This window comes from Streptomyces sp. NPDC003284, assembly GCF_053589675.1.
On record NZ_JBSFSI010000015.1, the window covers coordinates 103,049 to 120,099 of the forward strand.

A 17,051-nucleotide genomic window follows, 5' to 3' on the forward strand; every position below is an offset into this window, starting at 1 on the left:
CTTGGGCCACCCGGTCGAGGACCGGCAATCCGTACCGCTACCCAACAATTGGCGGCCGGGGACGGACCCCGCAGCCGGGCGCGGCGGCCGGTCCGGGCGCGGGGTACGGGCCGCGCCGCGCCGTTCTGTAGGTGGTGGACCCCTATTGCGACTTCGGCCGTCGGGGAGGTAGACCACCTGCCGGGCGGCGGGGCGAAGTCCCCGTGGCCGGAAGGAAACCGGTCCGAGCGACAGGGTGCGGGCGGTCGGCGGAAGGCGGAACCGTGGAGAGACGGTGCTTCGACACGGGACAGGGCCGGACGGCGGGCCGCGACGCGCCGTTCACCGGGCGGGCGCAGGAGGTCCGGCGGCTGCGGGCGGCCCTGTGGGAGGGGCCGGGTCTCACCGTGGTCCGCGGGGAGTCCGGGGCGGGGGTGTCCCGGCTGGTCGAAGAGGCGCTGCTCGCCCCGGAGTTCGCCGCGTGGACGCAACTGCGCGGGACCTGCGCCGAGGCGGCGGAGGCGGTGCCGCCCGGAGCCGTCGCCGCCGCACCGGCCGCGCCGCCGCTCCTGCCGCCCGGCCGGTCGCTGCCGCCGGTGACCGGCACCGTCCCGGCTTCCGCCGCACCACCCGGACCACCCAGCCCGCCCAGCCCGGCGGGTCCGCCCAGCCCGGAAGGTCCGGCGGGTCCGGCGGGCTGGGCGGGTCCGGTCGCACGGTGCCCGTCGTCGTCCTGCCGCCGCGCCGAACACGGGCTGCTGCGCGCCCTGTCGGCGCACGCGGCGGGGCCGCCGCCGACGGCGTACGAGCACACCGGCACGGTGTGCGTGCTGGAGGACGTGCACCGCGCCGACGCCACCACCCTGGCACTGCTCCGCCGCCTGATCGGGGCGATGCCTGCCGGGCTGCGCCTGGTCGTCACCGAGGATCCCGGACCGGGGGTCCCGGTCCTCGGCTTCCGGGCTCCGGCGCGGCTGCCGGTCGAGGAGATCGACGTCGGACCCTGGACCGGCGCGGAGACGGCGGAGTTCGTCCGGTGGTGGCTCGGTGCCCGGCTGCCGGAACACGCGGCGCAGGGGGAGGAGGCCGCGGCGGCGGTGCGCGAACTGACCCGCGGGCTGCCCGGGTTCGCGCACCATCTGCTGACCGCCGCCGAGGAGCTGCTGCGGGAGGGCGGCGCGGCGGAACGTCCCCGGCCGGGGAGCACGGGTGCCCCGTGGGCCTGGGAGGAGGCCGACGTCCCGGCGGGTCCGCTGCTCACCGCCCTGCGGGAGGCCGGGCCTGCGCCGGGCCTGCGGCGCGGGTGGGAGCGGCGGTGCGCGGCGCTCACCGAGGACGCGCGGCGCCTCGTCGAAGCGGCGGCCGTCCTCGGCAGACCGGCCGGGACCGGTGTACTCGCCGCGACGGCGGGGCTCGTGCCCGAGCGCGCCGAGGCCGCCGTGGAGGAGGGCCTGCGCCGGGCGGTGCTGCGGGCCGAGGGGCCGCTCGTCGCCGTACGGCAGCCGCTGGAGCGCCGGGCCGCGCTGGCGCGGATCCCCGGGCCCCGGCTGGCCCGGCTGGGTCTGCGGGGCGCCCGCGCCCTGCGCAGGTGCGGGGACGGGCCGCCGCCGCTGGTCGACCTGGCCCGGCTCCACATCCTGGGCGGCGAGGCGGTCCAGGGCGTGCGCTGCCTCGTCGTGGCCGCCGACCGGGCGGCCGCGGCCGGTGACTACGCCACCGCGACCGCGCTCTACACCCGTGCCGTCGCCGAGGATCCGCGCGCCGCGAGCCGGGTGCGCACCGCCGGGCGGCTCGCCCGGACCGCGCAGCTCGCCCGTGCCGGTGACCATGTGGTGGCCGCGGTCCGGCGCGTGCTGGACGAGGACGATCCGCCGCCCCGGCTGCGCGGCGAGATCCGGCTGCACCTGAGCGTCGTGCTGCGCAACCAGAGCGGAGGGGCGCTGGACAGCCTCAACGAGGTCGCCCGCGCCATCCCCGACCTGGAGGCGTCCGACCCGCAGACCGCGGCGCGCGCCATGGCGGTGGCCGCGATCCCGTCCATCAAGGGCTGGCCCGTCGAACGCCACCGCTTCTGGCTGCGCCGCGGCGAGGCGCTCACCGGCCGGATCACCGACCCGGTCGCGCGGGCCGCCGTCGCCGCCAACCGGGCCACCGCGCTCATGCTGCTCGGCGAGCCCGGGGCCTGGGCCGCCGCCGAGGAACTGCGCGGCCCGGCCACCACGGTGATGGAGGCCGCGCACCACACCCGTGGCTGGACCAACCTGGCGCACGCGGCCACCGCCCTCGGCTACGGCGCGCGGGCGCACGAGTTCCTGGGCCGGGCCGCCGCCGGGCTGGCCGGTACGAGCAGTCCGTATCTGGAGGGGCTGACCCAGACCGCCCGTCTGGTCCTCGCCTGGCACGAGGGCCGCTGGCAGGGGCTGCACGCCGCCGCCGACCGCACCGCCCGGCTCTACGCGGAGATCCCCGATCTGACCGCCGAGGCCATGCTGGTCCGCGGACTGACCGCGCTGCATGTGCTCGGGGACGTCTCCCGGGCCCGGCTCGACCTCGCCGAGGCCGCCCGGGTCACCCGCTACGACACCGGGGTCATCCTCACCGCGTCCGCCGCCGCCACCGCCCGCGTCCACCTGGAGGCCGGTCGCCCCGGGCAGGCGTGCGAGGCCGTGGCGGAGACCCTCAACCGGCTGGAACTGACCGGCGGTTGGGTGTGGGCCGGGGAGGTGGCGCCGACGGCCGTGACCGCGCTGTGCGAGAGCGGCCAGACCGAGCGGGCGCGGCGGCTCGTCGCCGACTTCGCCGCCGGGCTCGACGGCCGCGACGTCCCGTGCGGGCAGGCGGCGCTGGCCCTGTGCCGGGCGCTGCTCGCCGAGGCCGGGGGCGGTCCGGCCGACGCGCTCGGCCCGTACGCGGACGCGGAGGCGCGGTGGCGGCGGCTCGGCCGGCCCTTCGACGCGGCGCGGGCGGCCGAGGCCCACGGGCGGTGTCTGCTCGTCCTGCGCTGTCCCACGGCGGCCGACCGGCTGCGGGACGTCGTCGACGTCTACCGCGAGCTGGGCGCCCGCTGGGACGTGGCCCGCTGCCAACGGCTGCTGCGCCGCCACGACATCGTCTCCACGCACCGCCGTGGCCGCCTCGGCTACGGCGACCAGCTGTCACCCCGGGAACGCGAGGTGGCCCGCCTCGTCGTCCAGGGCCGCTCCAACCGCGACATCGCCGAGAGCCTGGTGCTGTCCGTCCGCACGGTGGAGCATCATGTGGCGCGTGTGATGCGGAAGTTGAACGTCGGTTCCAGGACGGACATCGCGCTGTGAGCGGCGGGGTGACGGGAGCGACGGGGGCGACGGCGGGGCGCGGGCCTTCGCCGGAGGATCCCGCGCTCCTCCTGCACGCGCTCGTCGCGGGTCACGGCAGCAGACCGGCCCCGCCCGCCCACTGCCGCAGGTCGCCGCAGGTCGGGGACGGCATGCGGGAGCGGTCGATGAGGGTGGTCAGGGCGCGGCGCACGTATGTACCGACATAGGTGAACCAGAAGCACTCCGGGCCTACCTGATAGGCCAGCAGGCGGAGCGCGGCGACGGCGGTTTCCTCGGTGTCGTCGCGGAATCGCTTCGGTGAGCCTGCCAGGATCTCGTAGTCCCATTTGTCGTGCAATGCCCGCACCACCGCCCGCAGGGGTATCGCGTGCAGCGTCCCGAGGTCGTGGGGGCTGCCCGCCGCGTGTGCGTCGGCGACGAGCGCGTGCAGGAGGAGCGCGGCGAAGGCCCCGGTCAGCAGCTCGCCCCGGCGGACACCGAGCCCCCGCTCACCGAACTCCTCGCGGCGCCTGGCCTGCCGCCACGGTTCCTGGTCGACCAGCGGCAGCAGGCTGCCACCGAGCGCGGCGCACGCACACCACACGGCATCGTCGTCGGACTCCATCGGGCTCGTCACACCCCTTCCCGACTCCGGCGGGGCCGGTCGCCGCCGGGCTTTTCCAGTATGTGCGGGGCGGGGAGGGACGTGAAGCATCGGTCCGCACGCACCGCTCCGAACGGACGGGAAGTCGTCGGCGCGGCCCCGCCGATACCCTGTCCGGATGCTGATCGCCTTCAGATGCCGGTCGTGCGGCGCCCCGTTGTCGAAGCCGCTCGAAGAAAGGGCGTGGCAGCCGCTGCCGAGGGTGCGGGGCAGGGAGCACTACTCGTACGGTCCGTCGACGGTGCGGGTGGGATTCTTCGCCAGGGACCCGGATCCGTACGGTCCCGCCGGATCGGCCGGCACCTGGGTGATCAACCCGCTGGACGGTGTGCTGCTGAGACCCCACACGGACTCGGCCCGCCTCCACGGGTGTTGCCGGCGGGACGGGCTCGACGGGCCCAACCTGCTGTGCGCCCGGTGCGGTGGTGAGGTCGGTGTGGAGATCTCCGACTGCTGGACCGAGTACGACGTCCGGCTGCTGGATTCCGCGGTGGTGCCCGAGCCCGGCGGGAGCGGTCCGTCGCCGGGTGAGGGCCGGTAGGGCGCGTCTCTGCGCTGCCGGGATGATCAAGCCGATCGAACGCGTCATGGACGACGTCGTCGAGCGGTTCACCGCGCGGTCGCACGCCGCCGTCCGTGAGCAGGCCGCCGCCCGGCTCGGCGAGGAGACGGCCGCCGCCGCGCGGCCGGTCACGGTCCGAGTTCGTCCGTTCCGCCTTGGCCGGCCGGATCGCGGGCACACGTGAGGTGTATCCGGTCGGCTGGTTCGAGGAGGGATCGTGGCGAAGGACGTGTCGCTGAGGGCGGTGGGGTGGGCGCGTTCCCTCCCGATGACGAGCGAGGTGAAGGGGGCCCGGGACTGGACGCGTGCGCATCTGGAGACGCTGGGCTGGGCGCGGACGGATCCGGATCTGGTGGACTCGGTGCTGCTGGCCGTGTCCGAGCTGGTCACCAACGCGCACGTGCACGCCCGGAGCGCGGCGCAGTTGATCCTCACCTGGGACGAGAGGTGTCTGCACGTGACCGTGCACGACGCGTCGCCCTGCCTGCCCGAACAGCGTCCGCCGAGCAAGGACGCCCTGGGCGGGCGCGGTCTGTTCCTGGTCGGTGCCCTGGCCGACGCCTGGGAGGCGTACCGCTGCCCCCGGGGCAAGGAGGTCACGGCCTGCTTCCAGCCGCCCCGGGGGCATGGCACACGCGGCTGAGCACCGCCTGCGTACAGGGTTCAGGCGGTGAGGACCGAGTCGTCCTGGGTGCGGGCGCCGGGGAGGCGGTGGCGGGCGGCGACGAGGGCGGCGTCGATGTCCCGGGTGCCGGTCGACACACACAGCGTGTACGCGACGTCGTCCATGCGCTGTCGAACGTCGGCACTGCCGTTCTCCGCGTGCAGGATGCGCAGCGAGTCGTACTGTTCGACGAGATTCCGCAGGACTGCGGGATGCGCCATGAGCATCTGGTGTCGCTCCCTTGTTCACTTCACACTGGTTCGCTTCACAGGGGTGATACGCGGGTCCGGCTACCCCCGGCCCCGGCCGCCACACCCGATACCGCCGGTCCCTGTTGCCCCGGCCCCGGAACGGGGTAGACGACGATCACGGCCGGACACCGGCCGCGGAAGGCGACGCAGAGACGCAGAGACGCAGAGACGCAGAAAAAAGGGGACGAGCACATGGACAAGGGGAAGCAGATCACCGGCACGGCCCGCGCGGAACTGGCCCGTGAGATGAGGAAGCAGTACGAACACGGCATGTCCATACGGGCCATCGCCGAGGCGCACGGACGCTCGTACGGGTTCGTGCACAAGATGCTCACCGAGACGGACGTACCGCTGCGCGGCCGGGGCGGCCCCCGCCCTCACGCGCGCCCCGCCGAGTCCGGGCCCGCGCGCACGCGGTGAACCCGCCCGCGCCGGGGGCGGGATCCGGGCCGGGCGGGTGCCGAGGAGAGCGTTCGTCCGTGCCCGCCCCGGCTACGCTCGTCCGCATGCCGACCACGGACCACTTCGCGGGCGATCCGCGCACGAACCTGGAGCGCATGCGCGCGGGCGATCCCTACATCGCCGACAACCCGGAGATCGCCCGCCGCCAGCAGCGCGCCGTGCGCCTGGCGCACCGCTACCAGGCCGCCTACGCCGAGGACGCGCGGGCCGCCCGGCCGCTGCTGGCCGAGCTGCTCGGCTCGCTGGGGGACGGCGCGGAGGTGCGGCCGCCGCTGTACGTCGACTACGGCGGCAACATCACCATCGGCGCGCGCACCTTCGTCAACTACCACCTCACCGCGCTGGACGTCGCCGCGATCGCCATCGGCGACGACTGCCAGATCGGCCCCAACGTGCAACTCCTCACCCCGACGCACCCGTTGGAGCCGGGGCCCCGCCGCGACAAGCTGGAGGCCGCCCGGCCGATCACCGTCGGGGACAACGTGTGGCTGGGCGGCGGGGCGATCGTGCTGCCCGGGGTGACCATCGGCGACAACTCCGTCATCGGGGCCGGTGCGGTCGTCACCAAGGACGTCCCCGCGAACACCGTGGCCGTCGGCAACCCCGCCCGGGTCGTACGGACTCTGTAGTCCGGCCCTGTAGTCCGGCCCTGTAGTCCGGCCCGCCGGACGACCTCGTCCTCAGAAGCCGGGCCGGATCAGGCCGGTGCGCTTGGCGGTGGCCAGGACCGGGGTGGTCTCGATGGCGGTGACGTGTTCCATGGCGCCGATGGTGTCGGTGAGGAAGCGGTAGAGCGCGTCCAGGCCGGTGGTGGTGACCATGACCAGGAGGTTGGCGGGACCGGTGGTCGCGGCGGTGAAGCGGACGGCGGGTTCGCGGCTGAGCCGTTCACCGGCGGCCTGGAGGGCACTGGGCGCGACCGACAGCCACAACTGCGCCTTGGTGCGCAGGCCGAGCAGGGCCAGGTCGGTCTCGGTGACCAGGCGTACCGTGCCGTCGTCCACCAGGGCCTCCAGCCGGCGCCGGACGGTCCGCGCGGTGGTGCCGGTCCGCAGGGCGAGGGTGGCGTAGTCGGCGCGGGCGTCCTCGGTCAGCGCCCCGATCAGTGCCAGATCGGCGGCGGGCAGCGGCTCCGGCGGCGGGGAGCTGAGCGGGAACGGCCGTACTCCCAGGCGTGCGGTCTCCTCCTCGTCCAGCAGCCGGGCGCCCCAGTTGAGGGAGGCGGGGAAGACCCGCAGCACCGTGTGGGACGTCCAGCCGTGGACGGCGGCGGTGGCCGGGAGGTCGCGCAGCAGCAGCCGGTTGCGTGCCTCGGGACCGTCCAGGGAGACGATGGTGCTGATCTCGTCGCCGCCGCCGAGAATGTCGACCCAGAGGGTGTCGGTGCGCCGGGCCAGGGTGGAGGCGACCGCCCGGATGCGGTCGGGGCGGCAGCGGATGCGCAGGGCCATGGGCACCAGGTCGGGGAAGCGGATCGGGTTGCGCTCCGCGGTGGCGCGCAGGGTGCCGTCGGCGTAGAGCGGGCCGGCGCGGCGGACCACGGTGCGTTCGGAGAGGCCGAGGCAGGTGGCGACGGCCCGCCAGGAGGCACGGGGGGAAGCGATCAGCGCGGCGGCGATCCGCCGGTCCGTCTCGTCGAGGTGTTGGCGCACCATCAGCATTTTACGCGGTGGAAGTGGCGCGGAATCGTCTTTCTTGCGGGTGTTTCTGGCGCCGTATCGGCGGTCCGCAGAGGATGGATCATGCCGGGTCCGAGGGCCCGCGCACCCCCCTTCCCCTTTCGGGCCGCGTCCGGCCTGCGCCTCGAAGGAGCGCCATGACCCACCTCGACGTACTCGCCCTGTCCGGCAGTCTGCGCCGCGACTCCCTCAACACCACCCTTCTCCGGGAGGCCGAACGCCTCGGGCCGCGGCTGCGGTTCGACCACTTCGGCGGGCTCGGTCTCCTGCCGCACTTCAACGAGGACGAGGAGCACCCGGCACCGGCTGCCGTCGCCGAGCTGCGCCGCCGCGTCCGGGAGGCCGACGCGGTGCTGATCGCCACGCCCGAGTACAACTCCTCGTTCCCCGGCGCGCTCAAGAACGCCCTCGACTGGCTCTCCCGTCCGGCCGACGGGGAGGGGCCCGCGCTGCTGCGCAAGCCGGTCGCCGTGGTCGGGGCCTCCCCGGGCCCCTTCGGCACCGTACGGGCGCAGTCGGCGCTGCGGCAGGTGCTGCACAAGATGAACGCCCACGTCGTGCAGCAGCCCGAGTTCCTGCTCTTCCAGGCGCACCGGCAGTTCGGTGACGACGGCCGGTTCCCGGAGGACTCCCCGGCCCGGGGGCTGCTGTGCGACGTGCTCGACGCCCTCGTCCGGCTCGTCGAGGACGAGGCACACCTGCGCGGCCGTACCGAGGCGACCGTCCGCTGACCGGCGGGACCGACAGCCCCCGAGGGGGCGGAAGGAGAGTGTTCGATGACGCTTCTCGGAGCGCTCGACCAGCAGTCCGCCGTCCGGTCACTCGTACTGGGTGAGGTGCGGATGACCTATGTCGTGGACGGTGCGATGGCCATGCTGCCGTCCGGTTTCTTCCCCGGCTTCCCCGCGGACCACTGGGACCGGCATCCCGAACTCCTGGACGCTCAGGGGAGGTTGCCCATGTCGGCGGGCGGCCTGCTGGTCGAGCGGGACGGCCGCCGTCTGCTGATCGACGCCGGTCTCGGGCCCGTACGCGGACCGGTCCAGGTGTCCGGCGACCTGGTGGGCCACTGCGACAGCGGGGCGCTCCTCGCGACACTGGCCGCGCTCGGACACACCCCCGAGGACATCGAGGCGGTCGCCTTCACCCATCTGCACGTCGACCACACCGGGTGGGCGTTCACCCCGGAGAAGACCTTTCCCCGGGCCCGCTATCTGGTCGCGGCCCGGGAATGGGCCCCGCACGGCTGCGGTACGACGGTCCCTGGTGCCCCGGCGGCCGACGTGCTCGCCCGTATCGGCGCCGAACACACACCCGTCGACGACGGCGAGGAGATCTTTCCCGGTGTGCGCGCACTGGTCACACCCGGACACTCCTCGGGACACACCTGCTACGTGATATCCGCCGGGAGCGAGCGGGTGATCGTCCTCGGGGACGTGTTCCACACACCGGCGCAGCTGACGCACCCCGACTGGCCCTCGCGGCCCGACCTGGACGGGGCCGGGGTGCGGGCCGCCCGCGAGCGCCTCACCGCGGAACTCGGACAGCCGGGCACGATCGGCTTCGCCTTCCACTTCGGCGACCAGGTGTTCGGCCGTCCGACCGGCACCGGCTGGACGCCGGTCCCGGCCCCGGCGCTCCTTCCGGCGCCGCGGACGGTGTGAGACGTACGCCCGCCTCTTGCGGGTCAGCCGACCCTGACGGGCTTCCGTCCGGGGTGGGCCGGGTCGAGGGTGAAGACGGTGCCGTCCATGGCCGCCAGGACCAGGGCTCCCCCGTTGAACCACACGGGGGGCAGCGGCCCGGTGTCCAGGACCTCCGCGCGTGCCGACGACTCCCACAGCAGGGTGCCGCGCGCCGTGTCGAGGGCGGCCACCCGGCCGCTGCCCCCGGCCAGGTACACCGTGCGCCCGGTCGGGTCCACCGAGGCCGGGCCGGGTGTCTCCACGGACGTGTGGGTCTGCCACAGCCGGGCTCCCGTCGTCGGGGAGACAGCGGTGACCAGGCCGCTGGAGGTGGCGAAGTAGAGCGTGCCGTGCGTCAGGACGGGGGGACTGCCCCGGTACCGCTCGGGCAGCGGGACCGAGGTGGGCTCGGCGGTGCGCGGGTCGACGAGCACGATCCGGGTGTAGATCATGTCGGGGCTGTTGGTCACGGGGCGTTCGTCCGTCTCCGCGAAGAGCAGCCTGCCGTCCAGCATGCCGACGAAACTCCTCCACTGGGCCGGGGAGGACAGGGTGCGCGCGGAGCCGTCGGCCGGATCGACGACGAAGAACTTCGTGGTGCGGTCCTTCCCCTCCTGGGGGGTGCACTCGACGTAGGGGCGGTCGTCGACGGCGAACGGCAGGCAGTCGTACCCCTCGGGCAGGGGGATCCGGCGGCGTACGGTGCCGTCGCGCGCGGAGCGTACGGTCACCGTGCTGCTGTCGCCCTCCTGCGTCAGCGTCGCCCCGGCCGCGTAGATCGAGCCCAGGCTCTCGGTGCGTACCGGGTGGGACCAGAGGCGCTCGCCGCTCGACGCGTCGAGCGCGGAGACGGCCTGCGACACGCCCCGGCCGCCCTCGTCGGTGACCGAAAGCTCGACGAGCACCACGCCTTCGTGGGTGCCGAGGACCGTCGTGACGTACCGCTCGGTCGGGACCCCGGCAGGTGCGATGTCGGCACGCCAGAGGGTGCGCCCGGTGGTGGCGTCGATCCGTTCCGGCAGGAGGGCGGCGCCGGCGCAGTAGAGGGCGCCGCCGGCCGCCACGCACGACGGTGACCTGATGCCCTCGTAGCCGGGGGCCTTTCGCACGCCCTTCTCCGCGGGCGCGGCCGCGGTCGTCTGCCACGGTTTCCACCCGGCGGGGAGGGTGCCCCAGCGGCTGGGCGGCGGCGAGGACGCGGCGGCCTTCTCGGACTGTGTCACCTCGCCGCCGTCGTCACCGCGCATGCCCACCACGAACCAGCCGCCCAGGCCCACGGCCAGCACCCCCGTCACGGCCAGCAGCACCCGCGCACCGCGCCTGCGGGGGCGGCGGGTGACGGCCGTGGTGTGCGGGGCGGACGCGGTGCCGGGCCAGGTCGGGGGCAGCCGCAGCGTCATGGTGCCCGAGTCGCCCGGTTCCGGCTCGGGCAGGGCGCTCGCGAACTCCCGTGCCAGTTCGTCGGGTCCGGGCCGGTCGGCGGGCTCCTTGGCCAGGCAGCGCTCCAGCACGGCGCGCACGGGTCCGGTCACGCCGTCCAGGGCGGGCTGGTTGTGGACCACCCGGTAGCCGGTCAGGTAGGGGCTGTCGGCGTCGAAAGGGCCGCGCCCGGTGACGCAGTACACCAGCAGCGCGCCGAGCGAGAAGATGTCCGAGGCCGGGCCGACCGTGCGCGCGTCGGTGAACTGCTCCGGGGACATGAAGGGCGGGGTGCCGATGACCTGCCCGGTCTCGGTGAGGGTGTGGTGGCTCTCGGCCGCCCGGGAGATGCCGAAGTCGATGACCCGGGGGCCGTCCTCGGCCATCAGGACGTTGGCCGGCTTCAGGTCGCGGTGCACCACCCCGGCCCGGTGTATGTCCCGCAGCGCCTCCACCAGGCCGAGCGCCAGGGGCCGCAGCTCGGACACGCGCAGCGGGCCGCCGTCGCGGATCCGGGCGGCGAGCGACGGACCGGGCACGTACTGGGTGGCCATCCAGGGCGGGTCCGCCTCCGGGTCGGCGTCCACCACGGCCGCGGTGAAGGCGCCGCTCACCCGGCGGGCAGCCTCGATCTCGTGCCGGAACCGGGCGCGGAAGACGGGGTCCTGGGCGTGCTTGGCGTGCACGACCTTGAGGGCGACCTCACGCCCGGAGCGCGATCTGCCCCGGTAGACCATGCCCATGCCGCCCGCCCCGAGCCGGTCGAGCAGCCGGTAGCCGCCGATGGATCTCGGGTCCTCCTTGTGCAGCGGCACGCGCCCCCCTCGGTCACCCAGCAGTTCCGCGCACCAGGATACGGAACGCGATCCCGCCCCGCGGTACGCCCTCGGGGGTACGGACAGTCCTTCGCAGAAGCGTCACACACCGGAACCGGGACCGGCACCGTGACCGGGACCGGTCGTCCCGGGCGGGCGGGACCGTACGGGAACGGGCCCGGCAGGCGGCTACTTCCCGACGACCGAGCGGATCCAGGCGAGTTCCCCGGCGATCCCGCCCGCCTCGGCGATCCGCTCGCGGTCGGAGCCGTCGAAGACGCCGAGGAGGGTCTCGGTGCCGCGCGGGCCGACGCTCATCACCGGGCCGCCGGAGTCGCCCCCGGCCGGGATCCCGGACACCTTCTCCATGCAGAAGTCGGAGCCGCCCGGGGCGGTGAAGCCCGCGCACCGGGGGTCGTCGGGCCGTACGACCCGGAGGTCGGACTGCTTGAGCACGGGGGACTGACAGGCGTTCTCGTCCCCGGTGCAGGTGGCGCCCCATCCGTACTGCCGCACGGTCTGCCCCACCCGGACCGGGGCCGTGGCCAGGCGCGCCGTGGGGATCTTCATCGGCGGGACCTTGATCAGCATCATGTCGGCACGGGCGCTCCCGGCGCGCTTGCCGGGCAGCGGGCGGACCGTGGTGCCCTTGCGCATGTCGAGGCTGCCGACGCGGAACGAGATCCGCTTGTCGGCGACGGGCTGTCCCTGCTCGAAGAAGCAGTGCGACGCGCTGAGGATCCACTGCGGCGCCACCGCCGTCCCGGTGCACGCCGGACGGCCGTCCACGAGCATGCGTACCGCCCACGGCCCGTAGCCGCTCCTCGCGCCCCCGATGACGGCGGAGGCGGGCCCGGCCAGCGCGAACGACCCGGCCAGCAGCAGTGACAACGCCAAGAGCAGCACACGTGCTTGTCGCACCCTCATCCGGAACGGCCCTTCTCGTCGCTGGCACGGGTGGTACGTCTGTGGAGATGCGTCACCGCACCGATGCGTTCCCTTGTGCCGCGCCCGGATCGAGGCCCAGGAACAGGAACAGGAGCGGGGAGAGAAGGAGGAAGAGGAAGAAGAAGAGGAGGAATAGGGGGAGGAAGAGGAATCGCCTATACCGTCCGCTGCTGTTTCGTCTTTGTCTCTCGTTCCGCTACGGACCTACGGTGGAACGGCTCGGTTGTTCTCCGCCGGGCCGACGGATTGCACAGAACGAGAAGGATGATGAGACATGACCGGTGTCGAGAGCGGCTCGGAAAAGCGGGAACTCGCCGGAATGCGGGCGCTGGTGACGGGCGGTACGCGCGGAATCGGGGCGGCCGTCGTGCGCCGGCTGCTGGACGCCGGTGCCGACGTGCTCACGACCGCGAGGTCGGCGACGGGTACGGCGCCGGAGGGTGCCGCCTTCGTGGCGGCGGACGTACGGACCCGGACCGGGGCGCAGGCGCTCGCCTCGGCCGCGCGGGAGGTGCTCGGCGGGGTGGACATCCTGGTCCACAACGCGGGCGGGGCGCGGCCGCACCTGAGCGCCTCGGCCATCCCCGAGGAGGAGTGGCAGGACGCGCTGGACCTGAACTACCTGGCCGCGGTGCGGCTGGACGCGCTGCTGACGCCGGGGATGCGGGAGCGGCGCCAGGGGCGGATCGTGCACATCTCCTCGGCCGCGGTCCTCACCCCGGCCGGTCCCTTCCTGCACTACTCGGCGGCGAAGGCGGCGCTGGAGAACTACAGCCGGGGGCTGGCCCTGGAGCTGGCCCCGTCCGGAGTCCGGGTCAACACCGTGAGTCCCGGCCGGGTCACCACCCCCGGCGGCGAGGCGACGCGTGAGCAGTGGGCGCTGCTGAACACCGGACCGGCCCCGGTCAACGCGGACGACGTGCCACCGCTGGGGCGCGACGGCCGACCCGAGGACATCGCGGACGCGGTGCTGTTCCTCGTGTCCGAGCGGGCAAGCTGGCTGACCGGGAGCAAGCTCGTCGTGGACGGAGGCGAATTCCCCAGGGGGTGAATTCACCGAGAGGTGATTTTGTAGAGGGGTGATTTGGCAGAGGGATGAATTCACCGAGAGGCCGGTTCATCAGGAGGCGGACTCCCGGACGACCCCGGATCATCACTCTCCCGAGAAATCCTCCTCGCGCAGGAGTTCCAGCAGGGCCTTCTCCCCCGGGCCCGCGCCCTGCCGGAGTACGGCGATGACGGGCTGGGACACGGCCGGGGACAGCCGGCGGACGAGGTGTTCGTGGCCGGGCGGCACCGCGGAGGCCGGGACGAGCGCCACCCCGAGGCCGTGGGCGGCCCAGCGCACGGCCGTCGCCGCCTGGGAGACCCGGGCGGCCGTGACCGGGGTCAGGCCGTGGTCGCGCAGTACGTTCACCAGGACGCCGTCCAGCGCGCTGTCACGGCCGAACCTCACCCACTGCTCGCCCTCCAGCGCGCGCAGTCCGACCCGGTCCCCGGCGAGCAGGCGGTGCCCGGCGCCCAGCACCACGACGAACTCCTCGTCGCCGAGGTGGTGGGCGTCGGCCGGGGTCGCGTCGCAGGCCGCCATCAGGGCCAGGTCCAGTACGTCGCGGCGGCCCAGCCGGTCCATCTCGGCGGCGCCGGGCTCCTCGAAGACGGTGACCTCCAGGCGCGGGAAGCGGCGGCGCAGTCCGGCCAGCGCCCGCGGGAGCTGCCGGGTGCCGAAGCCCATCTGCACCGCGACCATCAGCTCGCCCACCAGCTCGTCGGCACCGGCCCGCGCGGTCGCGCGCGCCCGGCGTGACGCGTTCACCGCGACCTCCGCCTCCCGCAGGAACGCGCGGCCGACCACGGTGGGCACCAGTCCGCTCGTTGTGCGGTCGAAGAGCTCCACGCCGAGTTCCCGTTCCAGGCCCCGGATCTGCTGGGACACCGAGGGCTGGGCGACGCGCAGCACCTCGGCGGCGGCCGTCACCGAGCCCTCCGCCGCCACGGCCAACGCGTACTCGAACTGACGAAGGCTCATCGGTGCCCTTCTCCTCTCCCTGGCGGGACCCCGGTCCCCCGGTCCCGCGGTCCGTCCCGTCGTGCGGCCCAGCAGGGCAACCCGGCCGGCCCGGCGGTGATTCCCGGGTGCGCGGCAGGGCCTGGCACCCGAGCGCGCGGACGGCCCGCCGTCCGAGGCCGTGGGGCGGATCGCGCGGCAGTTCGGCGGGCCGCCCACGCCCGTGCCTGCCGGTGCCGGTTCACCAGCTGAGACGGCATCTGTGGTGTCCGATCCAGAACTGCTAGGTTCATACGGTTCCGAAGCGACGAGATCCGGCCGGGGCACGCATGGCACGGGGCCCGTCGCCGGGGGTGTGGGTATGGACGAGAACACGTTCGGCGGGCTGCTGCGCGAGGCACGGCAGCGGGCACTGCTCACCCTGGAGAGCCTGGCCGAGGCGTCGGGTGTGAGCGTCCGGGCCATCAGCGACATGGAGCGCGGGCGGAGCCTGCCGCGCCAGGCCACGCTGGGCGAACTGCTGGACGCGCTGCGGCTGGAGGAGGGCGAGCGGCGGCGCCTGGTGCGCGCGGCCACCCGGCACTCCCGGCGGGTCCCGCGGCAACTGCCGCCCGATCTCGCGGTCTTCCGCGGCCGGGAGCAGGCGCTCGCGGCCGTCCGCGGGTTCACCTCGCACATGGCCGGGCGCGGCGGGCACGTCGTCATCTCCGCGATCGGCGGCATGGCCGGGGTCGGCAAGACCACGCTGGCGGTGCACTGGGCGCACGAGGCGGCGGAACGGTTCCCGGACGGGCAGCTCTACGTCAATCTGCGCGGTTTCGAGGCCGACGGGCAGCCGCTGGACCCCAGGGAGGCGCTCGGCGGCTTCCTGCGCGCGCTGGAGGTGCCCGGCGAGGACATCCCGTCCGGCGTCGAGCGGCGCAGCGCCCTGTTCCGGGAGCGGGCGGCCGCGCTGCGGCTGATCGTGGTCCTGGACAACGCGCGGGACGCGGACCAGGTCAGACCGCTGCTGCCGGGCTCGGCGGGATGTCTGACGATCATCACCTCGCGCGACCGGCTGCCCGGTCTCGCGGCGGCGGAGGGCGCCTCGCTGGTCAGCCTGGACGTGTGGAGCCGGGAGGAGGCCGTGACGGCGCTGGCGGCCCGGATCGGCGAGGAGCGGTGCGCGGCGGAGCCCGCGGCCGCCGCCGAACTGGTCGAGCTGTGCGGCTGCCTGCCGCTGGCGGTCGCCGTCGTCGGCGCCCAGCTCAGCACGGTGCCCGGGATGCCGCTGCGGGTGGGCGTGCGGGAGCTGCGGGAGACCCGGCCGCGGCTGGACGCCCTGTCGGTCGACGACGGCCGGGTGGACGTCCGTGCCGTGTTCTCCTGGTCCTACCGGGCGCTCGGCGCCGGGACGGCACGGTTCTTCCGGTACCTGTGCGTCCACCCCGGCCCGGCCGTCTCCGCCGAGGCAGCCGCCTCGCTGGCGGGCGTCGGGGAGGCGCAGGGCCTGCGCTGTCTGCGGGAGCTGACCGCGGCCAGCCTGCTCACCCGGGACACGGACGGCCGCTACGTGCTGCACGATCTCGTACGGGACTACGGCACCGAGCTGTTCGCACAGGAGAAGGACGACCGGCTCGGCGCCGAGACCCGGCTGCTGGACTATCTGCGGCACAACGCCCACGGCGCCAACCGGTTCGTCTGGCGCTTCCCCTCCCGGCCGGCCGGGACCCCGGTGCCGGGTGTGGCACGTGTCGAGACCGGCGGCCGCGAGGAGGCGCTGGAGTGGTACCGCCGGGAGGAGGCCACCGCCGACGCCGCTCTGCGCGCCTTCCACAACCCGCGGCTGCTGCGCCACCGCCTCGACCTCACGCTGGAGTGGGTGGCCTACAACTCGGTCACCGGGCGCTGGGCCGAGGAGATCGCCGCCTGCCGCACCGCGCTCGACGCCGCCCTCACCCTCGACGATCCGGTCGGCGTCGCACGCACCGGCGCACACCTGTCGCGCGCGCTCGTCGAGAGGGGGGACCTCGGCGAGGCCGGTGAACTGCTCGACCTGATCCTGGGCCAGCTTCCCCGGCTGCCCCTGGACGAGCAGCTCCAGGCCGAGCGGCACGCCAGCCGGATACGCCACTACGAGCAGCGCTACGCCGAGGGCCTGCGGCACGCCCGCAACAGCCTGGCCCTCGCCCGGACGCTGGAACAGCCCTACGAGGTCGCGCGGGCGCTCGCCATCGTGGCGTACTTCCTCTGTGTGTCCGGCGACCCGAAGGAGGCCGTCGCGACCTGCGAGGAGGTGCTTCCGCTGCTGCGGGAGACCGGGAACCGCCATGACGAGGCGGCGACGTGGAGGCACATGGGGCACGCCCGGCAGCGCGCGGGCGACCTCACCGCCGCGATCGCGCACTACGGCACGGCGCTCGGCATCTACCAGGAGGTCCTCGACGACTACAACGTGGCCGATGTGCTCGACCACCTCGCCACCGCCCAGCTGGAGCAGGGGAACGTCGCGCGGGCGCGGGCGAACTGGTACCGGGCCGCGGAGCTGTTCACCGCGCTGCGCGCCGTGCGCGCCGACGAGACCCGGGCCAAGGCGGACGCCGCGGCGGCGCGGCCGGACGCGCACCCCGGCGAGTGAGG

At 74.5% G+C, this 17,051-nt stretch carries 16 protein-coding genes; 10 read left to right on the top strand and 6 right to left on the bottom strand.

The genetic code is table 11. The features are described 5' to 3' along the window. Nucleotides 1-263 precede the first annotated feature (263 nt). The gene (locus ACWDYF_RS27495) at nucleotides 264-3,293 is read left to right on the top strand and encodes a helix-turn-helix transcriptional regulator (protein ID WP_389468130.1); all 3,030 of its coding nucleotides are present in this window, start codon (nucleotides 264-266) and stop codon (nucleotides 3,291-3,293) included. A 91-nt stretch (nucleotides 3,294-3,384) separates the two neighbouring features. On the opposite strand, the gene ACWDYF_RS27500 is transcribed toward ACWDYF_RS27495, so the two are convergent. Continuing rightward, nucleotides 3,385-3,912, bottom strand: coding sequence for a hypothetical protein (locus tag ACWDYF_RS27500; protein WP_389468133.1), 528 nt, complete (start codon nucleotides 3,910-3,912; stop codon nucleotides 3,385-3,387). Nucleotides 3,913-4,057: 145 nt separating this feature from the next. Here ACWDYF_RS27500 and ACWDYF_RS27505 point away from each other — a divergent pair, with 145 nt between their 5' ends. Genes ACWDYF_RS27505 through ACWDYF_RS27515 form a run of 3 tightly spaced genes read left to right on the top strand, consistent with a single transcriptional unit; the run spans nucleotide 4,058 to nucleotide 5,144 of the window. After that, nucleotides 4,058-4,480 carry a hypothetical protein gene (locus tag ACWDYF_RS27505; protein ID WP_389468136.1) on the top strand — a complete coding sequence of 141 codons (423 nt, stop codon included), beginning with the start codon at nucleotides 4,058-4,060 and terminating at the stop codon, nucleotides 4,478-4,480. 22 nt (nucleotides 4,481-4,502) lie between these two features. Next, nucleotides 4,503-4,685 (top strand): hypothetical protein, encoded by a 183-nt coding sequence (locus ACWDYF_RS27510; protein ID WP_389468139.1) that lies wholly within the window; start codon nucleotides 4,503-4,505, stop codon nucleotides 4,683-4,685. Between the two features lie 33 nt (nucleotides 4,686-4,718). Then, nucleotides 4,719-5,144: an ATP-binding protein gene (locus ACWDYF_RS27515; protein ID WP_381741507.1), complete on the top strand. Its 426-nt coding sequence runs from the start codon at nucleotides 4,719-4,721 to the stop codon at nucleotides 5,142-5,144. A gap of 20 nt (nucleotides 5,145-5,164) precedes the next feature. Here ACWDYF_RS27515 and ACWDYF_RS27520 read toward each other — a convergent pair whose 3' ends face one another. Next, nucleotides 5,165-5,392 carry a DUF5133 domain-containing protein gene (locus ACWDYF_RS27520; RefSeq protein WP_018567272.1) on the bottom strand — a complete coding sequence of 76 codons (228 nt, stop codon included), beginning with the start codon at nucleotides 5,390-5,392 and terminating at the stop codon, nucleotides 5,165-5,167. A gap of 216 nt (nucleotides 5,393-5,608) precedes the next feature. Between ACWDYF_RS27520 and ACWDYF_RS27525 the strand changes: the two genes are divergently transcribed. Both ACWDYF_RS27525 and ACWDYF_RS27530 read left to right on the top strand, forming a co-directional pair. Next, nucleotides 5,609-5,836, top strand: a complete 228-nt coding sequence (locus tag ACWDYF_RS27525) for a helix-turn-helix domain-containing protein (protein WP_018567271.1) — start codon at nucleotides 5,609-5,611, stop codon at nucleotides 5,834-5,836. Between the two features lie 86 nt (nucleotides 5,837-5,922). Continuing rightward, nucleotides 5,923-6,507 carry a sugar O-acetyltransferase gene (locus tag ACWDYF_RS27530; protein ID WP_389468142.1) on the top strand — a complete coding sequence of 195 codons (585 nt, stop codon included), beginning with the start codon at nucleotides 5,923-5,925 and terminating at the stop codon, nucleotides 6,505-6,507. A gap of 51 nt (nucleotides 6,508-6,558) precedes the next feature. Here ACWDYF_RS27530 and ACWDYF_RS27535 read toward each other — a convergent pair whose 3' ends face one another. Next, a complete protein-coding gene (locus tag ACWDYF_RS27535) occupies nucleotides 6,559-7,539 on the bottom strand; it encodes an Lrp/AsnC family transcriptional regulator (protein ID WP_389468144.1) in 981 nt (326 codons plus the stop codon). Nucleotides 7,540-7,694: 155 nt separating this feature from the next. Between ACWDYF_RS27535 and ACWDYF_RS27540 the strand changes: the two genes are divergently transcribed. Both ACWDYF_RS27540 and ACWDYF_RS27545 read left to right on the top strand, forming a co-directional pair. After that, a complete protein-coding gene (locus ACWDYF_RS27540) occupies nucleotides 7,695-8,288 on the top strand; it encodes an NADPH-dependent FMN reductase (protein WP_389468146.1) in 594 nt (197 codons plus the stop codon). 45 nt (nucleotides 8,289-8,333) lie between these two features. Further along, nucleotides 8,334-9,221, top strand: coding sequence for an MBL fold metallo-hydrolase (locus ACWDYF_RS27545; RefSeq protein WP_389468148.1), 888 nt, complete (start codon nucleotides 8,334-8,336; stop codon nucleotides 9,219-9,221). Between the two features lie 23 nt (nucleotides 9,222-9,244). Here ACWDYF_RS27545 and ACWDYF_RS27550 read toward each other — a convergent pair whose 3' ends face one another. Then, nucleotides 9,245-11,476 carry a protein kinase domain-containing protein gene (locus ACWDYF_RS27550; protein WP_389468151.1) on the bottom strand — a complete coding sequence of 744 codons (2,232 nt, stop codon included), beginning with the start codon at nucleotides 11,474-11,476 and terminating at the stop codon, nucleotides 9,245-9,247. Nucleotides 11,477-11,665: 189 nt separating this feature from the next. Continuing rightward, nucleotides 11,666-12,403: a S1 family peptidase gene (locus ACWDYF_RS27555; protein ID WP_389468153.1), complete on the bottom strand. Its 738-nt coding sequence runs from the start codon at nucleotides 12,401-12,403 to the stop codon at nucleotides 11,666-11,668. 295 nt (nucleotides 12,404-12,698) lie between these two features. Here ACWDYF_RS27555 and ACWDYF_RS27560 point away from each other — a divergent pair, with 295 nt between their 5' ends. After that, on the top strand, nucleotides 12,699-13,475 hold the full coding sequence (locus ACWDYF_RS27560) for an SDR family oxidoreductase (protein WP_381741519.1): 777 nt from the start codon (nucleotides 12,699-12,701) through the stop codon (nucleotides 13,473-13,475). A gap of 102 nt (nucleotides 13,476-13,577) precedes the next feature. Here ACWDYF_RS27560 and ACWDYF_RS27565 read toward each other — a convergent pair whose 3' ends face one another. Next, complete coding sequence (locus tag ACWDYF_RS27565; protein ID WP_389468158.1) at nucleotides 13,578-14,453, bottom strand: LysR family transcriptional regulator; 876 nt, start codon at nucleotides 14,451-14,453, stop codon at nucleotides 13,578-13,580. Between the two features lie 340 nt (nucleotides 14,454-14,793). Here ACWDYF_RS27565 and ACWDYF_RS27570 point away from each other — a divergent pair, with 340 nt between their 5' ends. After that, nucleotides 14,794-17,049, top strand: a complete 2,256-nt coding sequence (locus ACWDYF_RS27570; protein WP_389468160.1) for an ATP-binding protein — start codon at nucleotides 14,794-14,796, stop codon at nucleotides 17,047-17,049. Nucleotides 17,050-17,051 lie beyond the last annotated feature (2 nt).